Source organism: Hydrogenophaga sp. OTU3427 (assembly GCF_038440225.1).
Lineage (GTDB): Bacteria > Pseudomonadota > Gammaproteobacteria > Burkholderiales > Burkholderiaceae_C > Hydrogenophaga.
In genome coordinates this window covers 83,795-101,250 of sequence record NZ_JASATI010000015.1, presented here as the reverse complement: position 1 = coordinate 101,250, position 17,456 = coordinate 83,795, and the positions used below count along the sequence as shown (strand labels likewise).

Sequence of the window (17,456 nt, the reverse complement as noted above, 5' to 3'; positions counted from 1 at the left end):
TGTCGGCAAGCGTCCTGCGGCGTTCAGCCACCGCTGAGGGGATGCCGCCGCAGCCGCACCTGCAGCGCTGGGGACGCGGCCTGCAAGGGCGGGCGCAGCGTGGGCCCACACGCGCCCACGGCGGCCAGCCACGCCTTGATCGGCGCCGGGTTGGGTTCGGCAAAGCAGTCCTCGATCCAGGTGCGCAAGCCGTGCCAGAGTGTGCGGGCCTGGGCGAGCCGGTTGTCCCGCAGCGCGGCGTGCAGCGCGACAAAGTCCACCGTCCGGCCGTGCAGGCTGGCGGCGATGGCACCGGCCGCGCCCTGGGCCAGGGCACCGAACATCTGCAGGTCGTCCCCGGCCAGCACCTGCAGGCGGCCATCGCCGATCAGGGCCAGTGTCTTGCCGAGGTCGCCGCCGCAGTCCTTGACGCCCACGATGCGCGGGTGCGCCGCCAGCTTCAGCAGCGTGTCCAGGTGCAGCTCGCAGCCGCTGCGGTAGGGAATGTCGTAGAGGACCAGGGGCAGGCGGCTGGCGTCGGCCAATGCCTCGAACCAGTGCTGGGCACCGGCCTGGCCGGGCCGGATGTAGGCCGGCGCGCCCACCAGGAGCGCCGCCAGTGGGGGCAGGGTGCTGTCGTGGCACAGGTGCTCCAGGCGTGCCAGCGCCGGTGCCAGGGCGTCGCCGCCCAGGCCCATCATCAGCGGCAGGCCACGGGCGTGGGCCGCCACGGTGCGCAGGCAGGCGTCCTGCTCGGCTTCGCTGAGGGCGCTGGCTTCGCCCGTGGTGCCACAGACGACGAAGCCGTGCACGCCCTCGCTGGCCAGCCGCTCCACCAGCCGGCCCAGGGCGGCGTGGTCCACCTGCCGCTCGGGTGCCGTGGTGAAGGGCGTGATCAGGGGAACCCAGAGACCTTGGAGGTCGGGGCGGAGGGATGGGGTCAGGGTCATGGTGTGTCCTTTCGTGACGACCGGTCAAATGAACCGTCGTCGGACACAGCGCGGGCAGCAGTCACCGGTGGGAGAGGGCGTTCCGTCGCTCATCCGACGACGGAACCGCAGCCCCGGTCAGATGAGCTGTGGTTTGCTTTTTTTGCCCACGCAAGCGCCATGGCACGCCGCTGGAAGCGGCGCGGACAGGTGGCGTTGGAGGGACATGGGCATGTGGCCAGTGTAGCCGAGCATCTGTCCGCCGGTGCCACAATGGGGGGCATGAACATCCCACGTGTCAGCATCCAAACCGAGGATTTCGACCTCAGTAACGAGGTGGCCCGCCTGCGCGCGGGCGACCAGCGGGTGGGGGCGGTCTGCGCCTTCGTGGGCACGGTGCGCGACCGCAACGATGGACAGTCGGTCAAGACGATGGAACTGGAGCACTACCCAGGCATGACCGAGCGCGCCATCGAAGCCATGATCGACGAGGCGCAGCGGCGCTTCGACATCCATGGCGCGCGCGTGATCCACCGTGTGGGCCTGCTGCAACCGCAGGACCAGATCGTGCTGGTGGCCGTGACCTCGGCGCACCGGGGCGACAGTTTCCAGGCCTGCGAGTTCCTGATGGACTACCTCAAGACCCAGGCGCCGTTCTGGAAAAAGGAAGACACGCCGGCCGGCGCGCGCTGGGTCGACGCCCGGGTGAGCGACGACCAGGCGCTGGCCAAATGGGGCCTCATCGCCCACAACGCGGCCCCATGACCGTGTTGTTGCTGCCCACCGACATCGAAGCGATCGAGCGCGCCACCCTGGCCGCCGTCGCCCCCACGCAGCTGGCGTCCCTGCCCGGTTGGCTGTTGCCCATGGACCACGGCACCGTGGGCCGCGCGCATGCGGCCGTGCCCCTGGTGCACGAACCCACACAGATTGCCCCCTGGCGCCAGGTGGCCGCGTGCTACCGCGCCGAGGGCCACCGCCCGGTGTTCCGTTTGCCGGAATCGGTGGCGTTCGCCTCCCAGCGCGCCGAGCTGGCCGCCGCCGGCTGGTTGCGCGTGCAGCCCACCCTGGTGCAGGTGGCGCCGCTGGCCGGGCTGCTGGCGGCGGACACGCAGGGCTGCGCCCTGGACGAGCGGCCCGACGCGGCCTGGATGGCCATGTTCCTGGGCGAGGGACTGGACCCGGTCGACGGCGCCAGCCGCGCGGCGGCCCTGGCACGCGCCCAGGACAGCCGCTACGCCAGCCTGCGCGCCGCCGGCGAGACGCGCGCCTGCGGCATGGCCTGCTTCGCCGGGGGCTGGCTCAGCGTGCATGGCATGCGCACCGCCGCGGCCCACCGTGGCCGGGGGCTGGCCACCCGCGTGCTGGCTGCCATGGCGACGGAGGCCCGGCGGCGTGGCATCGAGCGGGTGTTTCTGCAGGTGGATGGGGCCAACACACCCGCGCTGTCGCTGTACCGGCGTCTGGGTTTTGCCGAGGCCTGGACCTACGCCTACTGGCGACCCGGGCCGGACGCCCGCGCCGATTGATCTGCCGCAAGGACAAGGCCGGCGCCCAGGTGCAAGCTGGATGCCTGGCTTGAAAAGGCGACCGACGGCCCCACGTCTGTGCCAATCAAGCTTTTTGGAGCCGCTTCATGCGCATCGACAAACTCACCACCAAATTCCAGGAGGCCCTGGGGGAAGCCCAGTCGCTGGCCCTGGGCAACGACCACGCCTACATCGAACCCGCCCACATCCTGGTGGCCATGCTGCGCCAGGACGACGGCCCCAAGGCCTTGCTGCAGCGCGCCGGCGTCAACGTGCCTGGCCTGCTGATGGCGGCCGAGGCGGCGGTCAAGCGCCTGCCCCAGGTGCAGGGCCAGGAGCAGGTCCAAGTGGGCCGTGACGCGGTGACCCTGCTGCAGGCGGCCGAGAAAGAGGCCATCAAGCGCGGCGATCAGTTCGTGGCGAGCGAGCTGTTCCTGCTGGCGCTGGCCGATTTCAAGGGCGACATCGGCCAGGCGGTCAAGGCCAACGGGCTGACGCGCAAGAGCCTGGAGGCCGCCATCGAGGCGGTGCGTGGCGGCCAGAACGTCAACAGCCCCGAGGCCGAAGGCCAGCGCGAGGCGCTCAAGAAATACTGCCTGGACCTGACCGAGCGCGCCCGCATCGGCAAGCTGGACCCGGTGATCGGCCGCGATGACGAAATCCGGCGCGCCATCCAGGTGCTGCAGCGCCGCACCAAGAACAACCCGGTGTTGATCGGCGAGCCCGGCGTGGGCAAGACCGCCATCGTCGAGGGCCTGGCCCAGCGCATCGTCGCCGGCGAGGTGCCCGATTCGCTCAAGGGCAAGCGGGTGCTGAGCCTGGACATGGCCGCGCTGCTGGCCGGGGCCAAGTTCCGAGGCGAGTTCGAGGAGCGCCTCAAGACCGTGCTCAATGAGCTCGCGAAGGACGAGGGCCAGACCATCGTCTTCATCGACGAGCTGCACACCATGGTGGGCGCCGGCAAGGCGGAAGGCGCAATGGATGCCGGCAACATGCTCAAGCCCGCGCTGGCGCGGGGCGAGCTGCACTGCGTGGGCGCCACCACGCTGGACGAGTACCGCAAGTACATCGAGAAGGACGCCGCGCTGGAACGCCGCTTCCAGAAGATCCTCGTCGACGAACCGACCGTGGAGGCCACCATCGCCATCCTGCGCGGCCTGCAGGAAAAGTACGAGGTGCACCACGGCGTGGACATCACCGACCCGGCCATCGTGGCCGCGGCCGAGCTGAGCCACCGCTACATCACCGACCGCTTCCTGCCCGACAAGGCCATCGACCTGATCGACGAGGCAGCGGCCAAGATCAAGATCGAGATCGACTCCAAGCCCGAGGTCATGGACAAGCTCGACCGCCGGCTGATCCAGCTGCAGATCGAGCGCGAGGCCGTGCGCAAGGAAAAGGACGAGGCCTCGCAGAAACGCTTCGAGCTGATCGAGGACGAGATCGGCAAGCTGCAGAAGGAAATCGCCGACTACGAGGAAATCTGGAAGGCCGAGAAGGCCCAGGCCCAGGGCTCGGCCCACATCCGCGAGGACATCGACCGCGTCAAGCTGCAGATCACCGAACTGACCCGCAAGGGCGACCTGGCCAAGGTGTCCGAGCTGCAGTACGGCCGCCTGCCGGAGCTCGAAAAACAGCTCAAGGAGGCCCAGGCCAAGGAAGCCGGCAAGGACGGCGAGCCCAAGGCCGCGCGCCTGCTGCGCACCCAGGTCGGCGCCGAGGAGATCGCCGAGGTGGTGGCGCGCGCCACCGGCATCCCTGTGAGCAAGCTGATGCAGGGCGAGCGCGAGAAGCTGCTGCAGATGGAGGCCAAGCTGCACGAACGTGTGGTGGGCCAGGACGAGGCCATCGTGGCCGTGGCCCACGCCATCCGGCGTTCGCGCGCCGGCCTGAGCGACCCCAACCGCCCGACCGGCTCTTTCCTGTTCCTGGGCCCCACTGGCGTGGGCAAGACCGAGCTTTGCAAGGCGCTGGCCGGGTTCCTGTTCGACAGCGAGGACCACCTGATCCGCATCGACATGAGCGAGTTCATGGAGAAACACTCGGTGGCCCGCCTGATCGGCGCGCCACCCGGTTACGTGGGCTACGAGGAGGGCGGCTACCTGACCGAGGCCGTGCGCCGCAAGCCCTACAGCGTGCTGCTGCTGGACGAGGTGGAAAAAGCCCACCCGGACGTGTTCAACGTGCTGCTGCAGGTCCTGGACGACGGCCGCCTGACCGATGGCCAGGGCCGCACCGTGGACTTCAAGAACACCGTCATCGTGATGACCAGCAACATCGGCTCACCCTTGATCCAGGCCATGGCCGGGCAGGATGCCGAGGACATCAAGGACGCGGTCTGGGGCGAACTCAAGAACCACTTCCGGCCGGAGTTCCTGAACCGCATCGACGAGACGGTGGTCTTCCACAGCCTGGACGCTCAGCACATCGAGTCCATCGCCAAGATCCAGCTGGAGCTGCTGCAAAAGCGGCTGGCGCAGATGGAGCTGTCACTGGAGGTGTCGCCGGCCGCGCTGGCCGAGTTGGCCAAGGTCGGCTTCGACCCGGTGTACGGTGCGCGCCCGCTCAAGCGGGCCATCCAGCAGCGCATCGAGAACCCGCTGTCCAAGCTGATTCTGGAAGGCCGTTTCGGACCCAAGGACGTGATCCCCGTGGGCGTGGACCCGATCCGCACGCCGGGCCAGTTCAGCTTCGAACGCCAGGTGCACTGAAGCCGGGGGCGTGGCCCCACATGCCAGCCCGCGGTGCATGTTGAGGCATGATCGCGGGCTGCGTTGTTTTTGGAGCCCGCTGCATGAGTCCGACCCCCCCGAATCCACCGGTGTTTGTCCTCGTCCATGGCGCCTGGCATGGCGCTTGGTGCTGGCGGCGGGTGCTGCCGCTGCTGCGCGCCGGCGGACACGAAGCCCATGCCGTGACCCTGACCGGCGTGGGCGAGCGGGCCCACCTGTTGAGCGAGCGCGTGACGCTGCAGACCCACATCGACGACGTGATCGGCCTGATCACCGCCGAGGAGTTGCGCAACGTGGTGCTGGTGGGCCACAGCTTCGCGGGTCTGGTCATCACCGGCGTGGCAGATGCCCTGCTGCAGCGCGCTCCCGGCGTGCTGCGCGACCTGGTCTACCTCGACGCCCTGGTGCCGCGGCCCGGCGAAAGCTGGAGCAGCACCCACACACCGGAGACCGTGGCCGCGCGTGTGGGCGCCGCGCAGGCCAGCGGCGGCCTGTCGTTTCCGCCGCCCGATGCGGCGGCCTTCGGGCTGGACGGCGCCGACCGCGACTGGGTCAACCGCCGGCAGACGCCACAGCCGCTGGCGGTCTACCAGGCGCCGCTGGCCTTTGACGCCCAGCGCGTGGCCAGCCTGCCGCGCAGCTTCATCGACTGCCCCCAGCCGGCCCTGGCCACCATCGCGGTGAGCCGCGAGCGCGTGCGCAGCGAACCGGGCTGGCGGCTGTTGAGCCTGCCCACCGGGCACGATCCCATGGTCAGTGCGCCCGAGGCCTTGTCGGCCTTGCTGCTGGACATCGCGCGCGCATGAAGCCGCCGGTCCAACCCCAGCGCTTCGACCGCGTCGATGCCCTGCGGGCGCTGGCGATGTGGTGGATGACCGCCTACCACTTCGCCTTCGACCTGGAGTTCTTTGGCTGGCTGCAGGCCGACTTCTACCGCGATCCGTTCTGGACGCTGCAGCGCACCGCCATCGTCAGCCTGTTCCTGTTCTGCGCCGGACTGGGTCAGGCCGTGGCCAGTGCGCAGGGCCAGAGCTGGTCCCGTTTCTGGCGGCGCTGGGCACAGGTGGCGGGCTGCGCGCTGCTGGTGAGCGCGGGCTCGTGGTGGATGTTCCCCAACAGCTACATCTATTTCGGCGTGCTGCACGGCATGGCGGTGATGCTGCTGCTGGTGCGCCTGAGCGCCCGGTGGCCAACACCCGTCTTGCTGGCGGGGGTGGGACTGGCCTGGTTGGCGCCGCCGCTGGCGGCGGGCGTGATCGCCGCACAGTCCGCGCTGGACTGGCTCAACACCCCCTGGGCCAACTGGCTGGGCCTGATCTCGCACAAGCCCATCACCGAAGATTACGTGCCGGTGCTGCCCTGGCTGGGGGTGATGTGGACGGGCTTGCTGGCGGGCCGGTGGGCGCTGCGGCGGCGGCCGTCGCTGCTGTCGGGGCCGTCACCACGGCCACTGAGCACGCTGGGCCGCTGGAGCCTGAGCTACTACATGCTGCACCAGCCGATGCTGCTGGGCCTGCTGACCGCGCTCAAGCCGCTGCTGCGCTGAGGCCGGCCGCCCAACAAAAAGGCCCCTGGGGGATACGCCAGAGGCCTTGTTGTGTCGTGTCGGTTGGAGCGGGTGAAGGGAATCGAACCCTCGTATGAAGCTTGGGAAGCTGCCGTTCTGCCATTGAACTACACCCGCGGTACGGTGTAGTTTACCGCACGTCCGCAGGGTCTCTGGTGCCTGTCGCGTGGTGTGGTCCCGGGTGTTGTGGGGCGGACTCCAGGCCTCTGGCCTGGCGGGCATTTCTTGTTTCCAGCCACTCGATGAGTTGCTTCAGCGGCCAGCGCTGGCGCCCGTAGGCGGTCATGAGCGCTGCGCGCAGGTACAGCATGGACCAACTGAATTCGGAGCGTGAATCCTCGGCGGGGCGCACCTGGTAGGGTTGACCGGCCACATGGGTCGCGAGTTGAGTCAACAAGCGGTGTTCCAGCGCCAGCGGGTCGTCCTGCATGGCCTGCAGCAGCGGGGCCTGGGGACACGCGGCAGACGCGCGGTAGGGTTCCCATTCCCATGACGGAAACTTGATCGCGCTGAGCCGTTCGGTGCGACCGGTTTGCATGCCGGTTTCCCAGGCACGCAGCAAAAACTCCTTGTCCACAGCCGAGGCGAGCTGTGTGTTCCAGGGTCCAACCCGCTGCGCGAAGGCTCGGGTCATCATCCAGTTGGACGGCGACAGCATCGCGGTCTTGACGGCGTTCGCCGCCGGCAGCGTGAATGCAAACCTGGGGCCTTCGGTCTCCGTGGTCCTGCTGTAGTTGATGCCCAGGCTGTAGGCGAAATCCTGGCCCTGGCCCATCGCGGCGACCAAGGACGACAGATGCCAGGGGAACCAGAGGTCGTCGTGCCCGAGGTAGGCCAGGAAGGTGCCGTGCCCGCGCCGCTGGCCTTCGTTGCGCGGGGCGCTGGGCGTGCCGGAGTTGGCCGGCAGGTTGGTCCAGGACACGCGGGGGTCGTTCAGGGCCCTGACCGTGGCCTCGGAGTCGTCCGTGCAACCGTCCCCGACGACCTGGATTTCGAAATCGGCGAAATCCTGTGCGAGCACGCTGACGAGCGCCAGCTTCAGCGTTCGGGCGCAGTTGTAGGTGGGGATGACGACCGTGACCAGCGGGTTGGGCATGGGGTCTCAGGCCAGCAGCGGCTGGTAGGGTTTCATCTGGCCGATCAGATGGGCCAGCGTGCCCAGCTGGCTGTCCCTGGGGGACAGGGTGGGACTGTCCTTGACTTGCCAGGCCAGGTTCAGTGCAGGGTCTGCCCAGTGACAACCCATCTCCTCTTCGGGGCACCAGTATTCGCTCATGCCGTACAGATGGTGGCTGGCGACCGGAAAGTAGAAACCGTGTGCCACGCCGGGTGGGACGTACACCAACTGCAGCGGTTCGGCGCGCAGGTCGACGAGATCCCAGCGGCCATAGGTGCTCGAACGCTCCCGGAGGTCACCCAGGCAGAGCTGCATGTTCCCCCCACTCACCACCAGGTAGTCGCCGTGGCGCACATGCACGTGGATGCCGCGCAAGCTGCCCGCACGGGAGTGCACCAGGTTCCACTGTACCGGCCGGGGTTCGCTGAACCAGGACTCTCGGTGGATTTCGGTGAAAGATCCACGCGCATCCCCGTGCGACGTCAAGCTCACCAGCTGGACGCCTGAGATGGGGTGTCGTTCGGGCTCTACGGAGCGGGGCATGTGGCGTTGGAGCTCTATTTGAGGATGTCCCCCAGGCACAGGTACTTGATCTCCACGTAGTCGTCCATGCCATGGTGCGATCCCTCGCGGCCCAGGCCCGATTGCTTGACGCCGCCGAAGGGCACGTGCTCGGTGGCCAGGATGCCCACGTTGATGCCCACCATGCCGTACTCCAGCGCCTCGGCCACGCGGTAGATGCGTCCGATGTCGCGGCTGTAGAAGTAGCTGGCGAGCCCGAATTCGGTGTTGTTCGCGGCGTCAATCGCTTCCTGCTCGGTCGTGAACTTGAATACCGGTGCGAACGGACCAAAGGTTTCCTCGCGGGCGCACAACATGTCGGCCGTGGCGTCGGCCACCACGGTGGGTTCGAAGAACTGGCCCTCCAGCCGCTTGCCGCCGGCCACCACGCGCGCGCCCTTGGCCACGGCGTCGTCCACGTGGCGCTGCACCTTCACCAGCGCGGCCTCCTCGATCAGCGGGCCCTGGTTCACGCCGTCCTCGAAGCCGTTGCCGACCTTGGCGGTTTTCACCTTGGCGGCGAACTTCTCGACGAACGCGTCGTACACACCTGCCTGCACGTACAGGCGGTTGGAGCACACGCAGGTCTGGCCGGCGTTGCGGTACTTGCTGGCAAAGGCGCCTTCCACCGCGCTGTCGATGTCGGCGTCGTCAAACACGATGAAGGGTGCGTTGCCGCCCAGCTCCAGCGACATCTTCTTCACCGTGGGCGCGCACTGCGCCATCAGGATGCGGCCGACTTCGGTGGATCCGGTGAAGCTCAGATGGCGCACGGTGTCGCTGGCGCAGATGACCTTGCCCACGGCGATGCTGTTGTCGCTGTCGGCGGTGATGAGGTTGAGCACCCCGGCGGGGATGCCGGCGCGCAGGGCCAGCTCGCCGGCGGCCAGCGCGGTCAGCGGCGTGAGCTCGGCCGGCTTGATGACCACCGGGCAGCCGGCGGCCAGGGCCGGGGCCACCTTGCGGGTGATCATGGCCAGGGGGAAGTTCCAGGGCGTGATGGCCGCGCACACGCCGATGGGCTGCTTGAGCACCATCAGGCGGCGGTTGTTGTCGAACTGGGGCAGGGTCTCGCCGTTGACGCGCTTGGCCTCCTCGGCGAACCACTCCACGAAGGACGCGCCGTAGGCGACCTCGCCCTTGGCCTCGGGCAAGGGTTTGCCCTGTTCGGCGGTCATGATGCGGCCGAGGTCGTCCTGGTGGGCCATCAGCAGGTCGTACCAGCGGCGCAGGATGATGCTGCGCTCCTTGGCGGTCTTGTTCTTCCAGCCAGCCCACGCCGCGTCGGCGGCGGCGATGGCCGCTTCGGCCTCGGCCGGGCCCAGGTTGGCCACGTCGGCCAGCTTGAGGCCGGTGGCGGGATCGAGCACGTCAAAGCGGCTGCTGCCGGCCACCCACTGGCCGTTGATCAGCGCGTCGGTCTTGAGCAGGCTGGGGTCCTTGAGCGATGCAAGGGGCGAGGTCTTCATGTCCATGCTTGTCCTTCTGAGGGCGGGGTGTCCCTGAAAAATGGGAAGCTTACCCCGATGCGCGGTCCGGCGCCGGACCAAGTGGCCACGCCGCGCGGGGTCCACTCGGCTGCGGCCCGGGGGCTCAGTAGGCCGTGACCGTCGGCGCCGGCACGCTGCCCGCGAAACGCTGGCGCAGCTGGCGCGCGGCGTTGGCCAGCATCACCGTGTCCATGCCCACGGACACGAAACGGGCACCGGCGTCCAGCCAGTGTTGGGCCTGGGTTGGGTCCAGGCTCAGGATGCCGGGCGCCTTGCCGGCCCGCAGGATGCACTGGATGCCGTCCTCGATGGCCGCCTTCACAGCCGGGTGGTTGAAGTCGCCCGGGTGGCCCATGGAGGCCGACAGGTCGGCCGGGCCGATGAAAACACCGTCCACGCCGGGGGTGGCGGCGATGGCGTCCAGGTTGTCCATGGCCAGCACACTTTCGGCCTGCACCAGCAGGCAGGCCTGGGCATTGGCCTCGTGCACGTAGCGGGGGTACAGACCCCAGCGCGAGCCGCGCGCACCCGCCATGCCGCGGATGCCGGCAACGCCGTCCGGATCGTCGGGCTGCGGGTAGTGCATGGCGCGCGCCATCAGCGCGGCCTGTTCGGGCGTGTCCACCATGGGCACCAGCACGGTCTGGGCGCCGATGTCCAGCACCTGCTTGATCAGCGCCACGTCGCCCACCGGCACCCGCACGATGGGGTGCGAGGCGTAGCCGTGAATGGCCTGCAGCTGGGCCAGCAGGCTGCGGATGTCGTTCGGGCCGTGTTCGGCGTCGAGCAGCAGCCAGTCGAAACCGGCGGTGGCCAGCAGCTCGGCCACGTAGGCGTCGGCCATACCGACCCACAGGCCGATCTGGGCGCGTTTTTCGCGCATGGCCAGCTTGAAGGGGTTGATGGGGGTTTGCATGGATGATGTCCGTCGGGGGGGAGGAGGTCCGCGTTATACACAAACCGCCCCCGGCCAAGCCGATAAAATGGCGGGTTGCTTCTCCAAGCCCTCACACCATGACCACCAAGATCACCGTTGCCGACATCCGCAAGACCTTCCTGGACTTCTTCGCCGCCAAGGGCCACACCGTGGTGGCGTCCAGCCCGCTGGTGCCGGGCAACGACCCGACGCTGATGTTCACCAACTCCGGCATGGTGCAGTTCAAGGACGTGTTCCTGGGCACGGACAAGCGCAACTACGTGCGCGCGGCCTCTGTGCAGGCCTGCCTGCGCGCCGGCGGCAAACACAACGACCTGGAAAACGTGGGCTACACCGCCCGCCACCACACCTTTTTCGAGATGCTGGGCAACTGGTCCTTTGGCGACTACTTCAAGCGCGAGAGCCTGAAGTGGGCCTGGGAACTGCTGACTGAGGTCTACAAGCTGCCCAAGGAGCGCCTGCTGGCCACGGTCTACGCCGAGGACGACGAGGCCTTCGACATCTGGACCAAGGAGATCGGCCTGCCGCCCGAGCGCGTGATCCGCATCGGCGACAACAAGGGCGGCCGCTACAAGAGCGACAACTTCTGGATGATGGCCGACACCGGCCCCTGTGGTCCCTGCTCGGAAATCTTCTACGACCACGGCGACCACATCCCTGGTGGCCCCCCGGGCAGCCCCGACGAAGACGGCGACCGCTTCATCGAGATCTGGAACAACGTGTTCATGCAGTTCAACATGGACGAGACCGGCGCCGTCACGCCGCTGCCCGCGCCCTGCGTGGACACCGGCATGGGCCTGGAGCGCCTGGCCGCCATCCTGCAGCACGTGCACAGCAACTACGAGATCGACATCTTCGACGCGCTGATCCGGGCCGCCGGCCGCGAGACCGGCACGGCCGACCTGAGCAACCCCTCGCTCAAGGTCATTGCCGACCACATCCGCGCCACGTCCTTCCTCATCAGCGACGGCGTGATCCCCAGCAACGAAGGCCGCGGCTACGTGCAGCGTCGCATCGTGCGCCGCGCCATCCGCCACGGCTACAAGCTGGGCCAGAAGACGCCGTTCTTCCACAAGCTGGTGCCCGATCTGGTGCGCATGATGGGCGACGCCTACCCCAACCTGGCGAGCCAGGCGCAGCGCATCACCGAGGTGCTCAAGGCCGAGGAAGAGCGTTTCTACGAGACCCTGGCCAACGGCATGGAAATCCTCGATGCGGCCCTGGCCGACGGCGCCCAGGTGCTGCCGGGCGAGGTGGCCTTCAAGCTGCACGACACCTACGGCTTCCCGCTGGATTTGTCGGCCGACGTCTGCCGCGAGCGTGGCCTGAGCGTGGACGAAGCCGGCTTCCATGCGGCCATGGAGGCGCAAAAGGCCAAGGGCCGCGCCGCCGGCAAGTTCAAGATGGACAAGGCGCTGGAGTACACCGGCGCCGGCAACAGCTTCGTCGGTTACGAACAGCTGCAAGCCCCCGCCAAGGTGCTGGCCCTGTACCTGGACGGCACGCCCGTGGCCGCGCTCAAGGCCGGCCAGCAAGGTGTCGTGGTGCTGGACACCACCCCCTTCTACGCGGAGAGCGGCGGCCAGGTGGGTGACGAGGGTGTCATCACCAGCGGCTCGGCCACCTTCACGGTGGGCGACACGCAGAAGATCAAGTCCGACGTGTTTGGCCACCATGGCACCATGGCACAGGGCACGCTGGCCGTGGGCGACACGGTCACCGCCAGCGTCAACCTGGATCTGCGCGCCGCCACCGTGCGCAACCACAGCGCCACCCACCTGATGCACAAGGCCTTGCGCGAAGTGCTGGGCGCCCACGTGCAGCAAAAAGGCTCGCTGGTCAACGCCGAACGCACCCGTTTCGACTTCGCCCACAACGCACCCGTGACCGATGCCCAGATCCGTGCGATCGAAGCCCAGGTCAACGCCGAGATCCTGGCCAATGCCGCGACCCAGGCTCGCCTGATGGACATCGAGTCGGCCCAGAAGACCGGCGCCATGATGCTGTTTGGCGAGAAGTATGGCGACACCGTGCGTGTGCTCGACATCGGCTCCAGCCGCGAACTCTGTGGCGGCACCCACGTGGGCCGCACCGGCGACATCGGCCTGTTCAAGGTGGTGGGCGAAAGCGGCGTGGCCGCGGGCGTGCGCCGTATCGAGGCCATCACCGGCGCCAACGCCTTGGGCTACCTGCAGTCGCTGGAGGACACCGTGGCCCAGGCCGCCGGTGTGCTCAAGGCACCCACCGCCGAACTCACGGCCCGCATCGGCCAGACGCTGGAGCAGGTCAAGGCCCTGGAGAAGGAAGTCGCGACCCTCAAGGGCAAATTGGCCTCCAGCCAGGGCGACGAACTGATGGCGCAGGCCGTGGATGTCAAGGGCATCAAGGTGCTGGCCGCGGTGCTCAACGGCGCCGACGCCAAGACCCTGCGCGACACCATGGACAAGCTCAAGGACAAGCTCAAGTCCGCTGCCATCGTGCTGGCCGCCGTGGACGGTGGCAAGGTGCAGCTGGCCGCCGGCGTGACGGCCGACAGCATGGCCAAGGTCAAGGCCGGCGAGCTGGTGAACTTTGTGGCGCAGCAGGTGGGTGGCAAGGGCGGCGGCAAGCCCGACATGGCCATGGCCGGTGGCACCGATGCGGCCGCGCTGCCCCAGGCCCTGGCTTCGGTGCAGGCCTGGGTGGCCGAGCGCCTGTGAACGCCCAGCGGCGTCTGGCCCTGCGCGCCGCTGGCGCCAGCCTGGGCGCCTGGGCGCTGCTGCCGCACGCCCACGCCAGTTTCGAGGCCACCGACTGGCCGCGCCGCATGCCCACACCGTCGCTTGACGCGCTGGATCTGACGGGCCGGCGCCTGACGCTGGCCGACTTCAAGGGCCGGGTGCTGGTGCTGAACTTCTGGGCCAGCTGGTGCGAGCCTTGCCGCGCCGAGATGCCCACCTTGCAGCAGCTGCCCGAGGTCCTGGGCGAGGACCGTGTGGCCGTGCTGGGCCTGAACTTCAAGGAAGGTCCGCGCAAGATCGCGCAGTTCACCCAGGCCGCCGGCGTGACCCTGCCCATGGCGCTGGATCCCCAAGGAGAAATCGCTCGTGCCTGGGGCGTGCGGGTGTTCCCCTCCACCATCCTCATCGACACGGCCGGCCGCGCGCGCCGGCGCATACGGGGTGAGGTGGATTGGAGCAGCAACGAGGCGCTGGGCTGGATAGAAGCCTTGCTGCGGCGATAATGGGCTGCTGATTTCGGGGTGTCCTTTTACAGACGCCCTGGTCATTTTTTCTATTCCGGAGTTCTCTTCATGACCACCGATCGCCGCGCCTTTTTGCGGCGCACGGCTGCCGCGTCCGCGGCCGCCGCGCTGCCCGCGTTTCCGTTCCACGCCGCGCTGGCCCAGGCCACCGCACCCGTCCGCAGCGAATTCAAGCCCCAACCAGGCGACTGGCGCACCTTCGACGTGACCACCCGCGTCGACATCACCAAGCCGCAGGGCGCCACCCAGGTGTGGCTGCCCTTGCCGGCGGTCGAAAGCGAGTGGCAGCGCTCTCTGACCAGCGATTTCCGCAGCAATGGCCAGGCGCGCCTGGCCGACGATGGCCGCTACGGCGTGCGCATGTTGCACGTGCGGTTCGACGCTGGCGTGGCACAGCCCTTCGTCGAACTGACCAGCCGGGTGTCGACCCGCAGCCGCGCGGTCGATTGGTCCAGCAAGTCGGCGCCGGCCGAGGACGCGGCCTCGCTGCGTTTCTGGACCCAACCCACCCAGCTGCTGCCCACCGATGGCATCGTGCGCCGCACGGCGCTGGCGGCCACCCAGGGCGCCCGCACCGATGTGCAGAAGGCCCAGGCCATCTACAACTGGGTGGTGAACAACACCTTCCGCGACCCCAAGGTGCGTGGCTGTGGCGAAGGCGACATCAAGACCATGCTGGAGACCGGCAGCCTGGGCGGCAAGTGCGCCGACCTCAATGCCCTGTTTGTCGGCCTGTGCCGCTCGGTCGGTCTGCCGGCCCGTGACGTGTACGGCATCCGCCTGGCGCCGTCGGCGTTTGGCTACAAGGAGCTGAGCGGCAACCCGGCCAGCCTCAAGGGCGCGCAACATTGCCGCGCCGAGGTGCACCTGGCCGGATGGGGCTGGGTGGCCATGGACCCGGCCGATGTGGCCAAGGTCATGCGCCTGGAGACGCCCGAGTGGATCAAGACCACCCAGCACCCGGTGGTGGCACCGGTCAACCAGCGGCTGTTCGGCGGCTGGGAAGGCAACTGGATGGCCTGGAACATGGGCCACGACATCGAGCTGCCCCAGGCCAAGGGGCCGGAGCTGGGCTTCTTCATGTACCCCACGGCCGAGACCGGCGGCGAGCGCCTGGATTCCTACGCGCCCGACGATTTCAAGTACCAGATCACGGCCCGCGAAATCAAGGCCTGAGCGTCAAGGGCTGATCGCCGACCCGGCCAGGGCCCACAGCGGCAGCAGCCGGCGCTGGCTTTCAAAACGCCGGTGAGTGCCGGTGAGCGGGTCGTCGAAGGCCAGCGCCTGGGCCAGCAGTTGGAGGGGGCGTTGGGTGTCGTCGGGTTCGTCGGCAGGCAGCACCCGGGGGTAGAAACGGTCGCCCACCAGGGGCAGGCCCAGGGCCTGCATGTGGGCCCGCAGCTGGTGGCGCTTGCCTGTCAGCGGCAACAGCCGGTAGCGGGCCAGGCCGCCCTGGCGCTCCAGCAGTTCCACCCGGGTTTCGCTGTTGGGCGAGCCCGCCACTTCCCTCATGGTGAAGAAGCCGTCGACCGGCTCCAGCCGGCTGCGCTGCAGGTGGGGCAGGGCGAGGTCGTCGCGCCAGCCGGCCACGGCCTCGTAGCTTTTGTGCACCGCGCGGTCACGGAACAGGGCCTGGTAGGCGGCCCGCGTGTGGGGCTGTACCGCGAAGGCCACCAGGCCGGCGGTTTCGCGGTCGATGCGGTGCAGCGGGCTGAGTTCGGGCAGGTCCAGACGTTCGCGCAGGCGCACCAGCAGGCTGTTGCGCACATAGCGGCCACCGGGCACCACCGGCATGAAATGGGGCTTGTCGGCCACCACCAGCCAGTCGTCCCGGAACAGCACGGTCTCGGCTTCGGCCACCGGCGGTTCCTGTTCGACGAAGCGGTAGTACCAGAGGCGGGCGTTGGGGCGGAACGCGGCGCCGGGCGGCAGCGGAACCCCCGCTTCGTCCAGCACCTCGCCGGCGCTCATGCGCGCGGCCCAGGTGTCGCGGCCCAGGGTGGGCAGGCGCCAGGCCAGGAAGTCGAGCACGCTGGTCCAGGGCCCGCCGCCCGGCAAGGCCACGGCGCTGGCGGAGAGGCCGCCACGGGGCGGAATGCTGGCGGGGCGGGGGGCGCGTGTCATGGGAAATCGGGGGAAGGGGCAGGGGGCGCTCGGGGCGGGCGCCGCCGACTTGTTACAGTTGGCATTGTGCCCGGACCGGTGGGAGCCCGGATTGGGGGCGGAGGAACATGTTGAAAGCAAAAACAATACGAACGATGGGGACCGCGCTGGCCTGGGTGCTGGGCCTGTGCTTGCTGTCCGGCGGTTCGGCCTGGGCCCAGCGGGTGGCCTTCATCAACCCCGGCAAGTCCGACGAGGCCTATTGGGTCGCGGCGAGCCAGTCCATGCAGGCGGCCGCGCGCAGCCTGGGGCAGTCCCTGGAGGTCTTCTATGCCGAGCGGGAACACCTGCGGGCGCTGGCCTTTGCCCGTGCGCTGGTGGCCCGCGCGCCCGAGGACCGGCCCGACTACGTGGTGTTCTCCAACGACTACGGCACGGCGCCCGAATTGCTGCGCATCTTCGACGGCAGCGGCATCCGCAGCTTCATGGCCTACAGCCGCCCGCAGGGCGAGCTGGAGCAGCAGACCGGGGGCCCGCGCGAACGGCATCCGGACTGGATCGGCTCGCTGGAGCCGCGTGCCCAGGACGCCGGCTACCTGACGGCCAAGACCCTGATCGCCAAGGGCCGCGCGGCCGGCGCGCGCGCGGCCGACGGCAAGCTGCACCTGCTGGTGATCGCTGGCGACCGCAGCACCACCTCGTCCGTCCTGCGCAACGAAGGCATGCTGCGCGCGGTGAACGAGGCCGGCGACGTGGTGATCGCGCAGGAGGTCTATGCCAACTGGTCGCGCGAGAAGGCCGCCGAACAGGCGGCCTGGCTGTGGCAGCGCCACCCCGATGCGCGCCTGGTGTGGGCGGGCAACGACCTCATGGCCTTTGGCGCCATGTCGGCCTGGGAGCAACGAGGCGGCACGCCGGGCAAGGACGCCTGGTTCAGCGGCATCAACACCTCGCGGGAGGCCATGGACGCCCTGCGCTCGGGTCGCCTGGCGGCACTGGCCGGAGGGCATTTCATCACCGGCGCGTGGGCGCTGGTGATGATCCACGACTTTCACCGCGGGCGCGATTTCAAGGACGAGGGCCTGACCCTTGAGCGTTCCATGTTCGCGCTGTTCACCCCGAAGTCGGCGGCCGTGTTCATGGCGCGTTTTGGCGACAACCTCGACCAGATCGATTTCAGCCGCTACAGCAAGGCACGCAATCCCCGTCTGCGGCGCTACGACTTCGGCTTCGAGCAGCTGTTGCGCTGAACTGCGCCCGACGCCTGT

Annotated in this window: 15 protein-coding genes and 1 tRNA gene; 9 read left to right on the top strand and 7 right to left on the bottom strand. The window is 68.7% G+C overall.

The window, feature by feature from the left end:
• Positions 1-23: 23 nt before the first annotated feature.
• Positions 24-929 (bottom strand): 4-hydroxy-tetrahydrodipicolinate synthase family protein, encoded by a 906-nt coding sequence (locus AAHB17_RS11260; RefSeq protein WP_342130669.1) that lies wholly within the window; start codon positions 927-929, stop codon positions 24-26.
• Between the two features lie 261 nt (positions 930-1,190).
• Between AAHB17_RS11260 and moaE the strand changes: the two genes are divergently transcribed.
• The 5 genes from moaE to AAHB17_RS11235 all read left to right on the top strand — a co-directional run bounded on the left by moaE (position 1,191) and on the right by AAHB17_RS11235 (position 6,715).
• A complete protein-coding gene (gene moaE / locus AAHB17_RS11255; RefSeq protein WP_342130668.1) occupies positions 1,191-1,673 on the top strand; it encodes a molybdopterin synthase catalytic subunit MoaE in 483 nt (160 codons plus the stop codon).
• The gene (locus AAHB17_RS11250) at positions 1,670-2,437 is read left to right on the top strand and encodes a GNAT family N-acetyltransferase (RefSeq protein ID WP_342130667.1); all 768 of its coding nucleotides are present in this window, start codon (positions 1,670-1,672) and stop codon (positions 2,435-2,437) included. Before moaE ends, AAHB17_RS11250 begins: the two co-directional genes overlap by 4 nt.
• A gap of 107 nt (positions 2,438-2,544) precedes the next feature.
• Positions 2,545-5,148: an ATP-dependent chaperone ClpB gene (gene clpB, locus AAHB17_RS11245; protein ID WP_342130666.1), complete on the top strand. Its 2,604-nt coding sequence runs from the start codon at positions 2,545-2,547 to the stop codon at positions 5,146-5,148.
• Between the two features lie 83 nt (positions 5,149-5,231).
• Complete coding sequence (locus tag AAHB17_RS11240; protein WP_342130665.1) at positions 5,232-5,975, top strand: alpha/beta fold hydrolase; 744 nt, start codon at positions 5,232-5,234, stop codon at positions 5,973-5,975.
• The gene (locus AAHB17_RS11235) at positions 5,972-6,715 is read left to right on the top strand and encodes a heparan-alpha-glucosaminide N-acetyltransferase (RefSeq protein WP_342130664.1); all 744 of its coding nucleotides are present in this window, start codon (positions 5,972-5,974) and stop codon (positions 6,713-6,715) included. Before AAHB17_RS11240 ends, AAHB17_RS11235 begins: the two co-directional genes overlap by 4 nt.
• Positions 6,716-6,779: 64 nt before the next feature.
• Here the strand turns inward: AAHB17_RS11235 and AAHB17_RS11230 are convergent.
• The 5 genes from AAHB17_RS11230 to AAHB17_RS11210 all read right to left on the bottom strand — a co-directional run bounded on the left by AAHB17_RS11230 (position 6,780) and on the right by AAHB17_RS11210 (position 10,820).
• Positions 6,780-6,853, bottom strand: a tRNA-Gly gene (locus AAHB17_RS11230).
• Between the two features lie 13 nt (positions 6,854-6,866).
• Positions 6,867-7,832 (bottom strand): glycosyltransferase family 2 protein, encoded by a 966-nt coding sequence (locus tag AAHB17_RS11225; protein ID WP_342130663.1) that lies wholly within the window; start codon positions 7,830-7,832, stop codon positions 6,867-6,869.
• 6 nt (positions 7,833-7,838) lie between these two features.
• On the bottom strand, positions 7,839-8,396 hold the full coding sequence (locus tag AAHB17_RS11220; RefSeq protein ID WP_342130662.1) for a dTDP-4-dehydrorhamnose 3,5-epimerase family protein: 558 nt from the start codon (positions 8,394-8,396) through the stop codon (positions 7,839-7,841).
• A gap of 14 nt (positions 8,397-8,410) precedes the next feature.
• Complete coding sequence (locus AAHB17_RS11215; protein ID WP_342130661.1) at positions 8,411-9,889, bottom strand: NAD-dependent succinate-semialdehyde dehydrogenase; 1,479 nt, start codon at positions 9,887-9,889, stop codon at positions 8,411-8,413.
• Positions 9,890-10,007: 118 nt separating this feature from the next.
• Complete coding sequence (locus tag AAHB17_RS11210) at positions 10,008-10,820, bottom strand: HpcH/HpaI aldolase/citrate lyase family protein (protein ID WP_342130660.1); 813 nt, start codon at positions 10,818-10,820, stop codon at positions 10,008-10,010.
• 98 nt (positions 10,821-10,918) lie between these two features.
• On the opposite strand from AAHB17_RS11210, the gene alaS reads away from it, so the two are divergent.
• From alaS to AAHB17_RS11195, 3 genes are all read left to right on the top strand, one after another.
• Positions 10,919-13,540 (top strand): alanine--tRNA ligase, encoded by a 2,622-nt coding sequence (gene alaS, locus AAHB17_RS11205; RefSeq protein ID WP_342130659.1) that lies wholly within the window; start codon positions 10,919-10,921, stop codon positions 13,538-13,540.
• Complete coding sequence (locus AAHB17_RS11200; protein WP_342130658.1) at positions 13,537-14,064, top strand: TlpA family protein disulfide reductase; 528 nt, start codon at positions 13,537-13,539, stop codon at positions 14,062-14,064. The genes alaS and AAHB17_RS11200 overlap by 4 nt, the downstream gene beginning before the upstream one ends.
• Positions 14,065-14,133: 69 nt before the next feature.
• The gene (locus AAHB17_RS11195) at positions 14,134-15,261 is read left to right on the top strand and encodes a transglutaminase-like domain-containing protein (RefSeq protein ID WP_342130657.1); all 1,128 of its coding nucleotides are present in this window, start codon (positions 14,134-14,136) and stop codon (positions 15,259-15,261) included.
• 3 nt (positions 15,262-15,264) lie between these two features.
• Here AAHB17_RS11195 and AAHB17_RS11190 read toward each other — a convergent pair whose 3' ends face one another.
• Positions 15,265-16,209, bottom strand: coding sequence for a pseudouridine synthase (locus AAHB17_RS11190; protein WP_342130656.1), 945 nt, complete (start codon positions 16,207-16,209; stop codon positions 15,265-15,267).
• A 134-nt stretch (positions 16,210-16,343) separates the two neighbouring features.
• Here AAHB17_RS11190 and AAHB17_RS11185 point away from each other — a divergent pair, with 134 nt between their 5' ends.
• The gene (locus AAHB17_RS11185) at positions 16,344-17,438 is read left to right on the top strand and encodes an ABC transporter substrate-binding protein (protein WP_342130655.1); all 1,095 of its coding nucleotides are present in this window, start codon (positions 16,344-16,346) and stop codon (positions 17,436-17,438) included.
• Positions 17,439-17,456 lie beyond the last annotated feature (18 nt).